The 2,357-nt window shown below is 74.2% G+C and carries 2 protein-coding genes and 1 pseudogene; all 3 read right to left on the bottom strand.

Annotation, left to right across the window (positions count from 1 at the left end; all coding sequences use genetic code 11):
• Window positions 1-31 precede the first annotated feature (31 nt).
• A pseudogene (locus C1A33_RS23785) lies at window positions 32-1,027 on the bottom strand (serine/threonine-protein kinase); the annotation flags it as partial.
• 11 nt (window positions 1,028-1,038) lie between these two features.
• On the bottom strand, window positions 1,039-2,103 hold the full coding sequence (locus C1A33_RS23780; RefSeq protein WP_341477262.1) for an SMP-30/gluconolactonase/LRE family protein: 1,065 nt from the start codon (window positions 2,101-2,103) through the stop codon (window positions 1,039-1,041).
• 2 nt (window positions 2,104-2,105) lie between these two features.
• Window positions 2,106-2,357, bottom strand: a 252-nt coding sequence (locus C1A33_RS37755; protein ID WP_341477261.1) for a hypothetical protein, incomplete at its 5' end; no start/stop codon positions are given.

The raw sequence follows: 2,357 nt of genomic DNA, 5'->3' as shown, positions 1-2,357 counted from the left end.
CTCCTCCGGTAGGCCCTTAATCGGGGCGCGGGGGGCGCGGGGTGGTGCCCGGCTGGTGACCGGCCGCGGAGAGGACGTCGTCGGGGGCGAGGACGGGGATACGGCTGGCCGCGAGCCAGCCCGGCCCGAGAACGGCGGTGGTCGCCGCGGCGAGCTGGACGGCGAACTCGTGCGCCGACGGGGGCCGCCACGCCGCCTCCTTCGCCAGCGCGGTGGCGATCACGTCGGCGACCGGGCCCGGCGCCTCGGTGAGTGGCAGCGGTGGCACCGCCAGATGGTGGTGCAGCAGGCCGGCGACCGGGAGGTCGGGCGGAAACGGCGAGCGGCGGGCGTACAGCTCGTACAGGACGACGGCGAGCGCGTACAGGTCGGTGCCGGGGCCGAGGCGGCCGCCGATGATCTGCTCCGGCGCCATGTACCGCGGGGTGCCGACGAGCCCGGTGGTCGTCGCGGCCGTCGCCGCCACGATCTTCGCGATGCCGAAGTCGGTGACCTTGGGGATGCCGTCGCCGGTGAACAGCAGGTTGTCCGGTTTGACGTCGCGGTGCAGCACACCGCGCTCGTGCGCCGCGGCGAGCGCCAAGGCGGCGGCGACCCCGATCGCGCCCACCTGCGCCGGCCCGGTCAGGGAACGGCCGTGCAGGCGCAGGCTCCCGCCGGTGAGCTGCTCCATCACCAGCAGGCACAGGCCGTCGCGCTCCACGTAGTCGTAGATCCGCACGACGTGGGGATGATCGATCCCGGCGAGGACACGCGCCTCCCCGAGGAACCGGGCACGCAGGCCGTCGCTGCCCCGGCCGTCCCCGCCACTGCCACCGCCGCTGCCGTCCCCGCCGCCGCCCGGGTCGCCGTGGCCGCCGCCGTCCTCGTCGCCGGCATCCGGCAGGATCTTGATCGCGACCGGGCGGTCGATGAGCCGGTGGCGGCCGGCGACCACGACGCCGAACCCGCCTCGGCCGAGCTCCCCGCCCAGCTCATAGCCGGGCAGGGAGGCGGCGACCCGGTCGAGGTCGATCCGTGACGTCATCTGGGCCCGGCTCAGCCCGGCTGGGCGATCGTGCTGATCGTGCCGGCGGGGTCGATCCGGCGGACGCGGTCGTTGCCGTTGTCGGAGATGTAGATCGCGCCGGCGCCGTCGACCACGACCGAGCTCGGGTTCTTGAACTGGGCCGCGGTGGCCGGGCCGCCGTCGCCGGAGAAGCCCTCGGTGCCGGTGCCGGCGATGGTGCTGATGATGCCGTTCGGGTCGATCCTGCGGATCCGGTTGTTGCGGTAGTCGGCGAGGTAGAAGGTCTTGCCGTCGGGGCCGAGCGAGACGGACGGGACGTTCAGCTTGGCCGAGGTGGCCGGCCCGCCGTCGCCGGAGTAGCCGCTCTCGCCGGTGCCGGCGATGGTGCTGATCGTGCCGTCCGGGGTGACCTTCTGGATGGTGTCGCTGCCGAGGTCGGCGAAGTAGAGCGTTCCGTCGGACGTCATCGTCAGGTCGTTCGGGCCGTCGATCTTCGCCTGGGTCGCCGGGCCGCCCGCCCCGGTGTAGCCGGCTACGCCGGTGCCGACGTAGGTGCTGATGATCCCGCTCGGGTCGATCTTGCGGATCCGGTGGTTCTCGTAGTCGGAGAGGTAGACGCTGCCGTCCGGGCCGACGGTGACCTTCTCCGCGCTGTTGATCTGGGCCGCGGTGGCCGGGCCGCCGTCGCCGCCGAATCCCGCCGTGCCGGTGCCGGCGATTGTCGTGATCACCCCGGTCGGGGTGATCTTGCGGATCCGGTTGTTCTTCGCGTCGCCGACGTAGATGTTGCCGGCCTTGTCCCGCACGGTCGAGCCAGGCCCGTCCAGCTGGGCGGAGGTCGCCTGGCCGCCATCGCCGCCGATGCCGCCGGCACCGGTGCCGGCGAAGTCGTTCGCGACGCCGCCCGGGGTGATCCGCTGGACGCGGTCGGTCGCGAGGCTCGACACGAGCAGCGAGCCGTCGGGCTGGATGGACAGGCTGTACGGGCTGAGGCCCTGCACCGTCAACGCCGGGCCCCGGTAGGCGGCGGCGGTCCTGGGCCCGTCCGGCTCGTTGCCGCCACCGGAGTTCGCCACCGCCAGCACGATGCCCACGGTCAGCGCGACGACGAGGACGAACGCCGTCGCGGCGATGATCCAGGGCAGCCGGCTGCGGTTGCCGGATGCCGGCCGGTGGGCGCCGGCCGCGCCTGGGCCGCCGCCAGGCTGGCCGGGACGCGGGGGGAAGGGCGCCGTGCCCGGCCGCGCGGGTCCGACCGGTCCGCCGGGACCACCTGGTCCACCTGGTCCAGCCGGTCCACCTGGTCCAGCCGGTCCACCTGGTCCAGCCGGTCCACCTGGTCCAGCCG

This window comes from Frankia canadensis, from assembly GCF_900197875.1.
GTDB lineage: Bacteria > Actinomycetota > Actinomycetes > Frankiales > Frankiaceae > Frankia > Frankia canadensis.
Note: the sequence above shows the minus strand (reverse complement) of the source record. Positions and strands in the feature narration are given on the sequence as shown.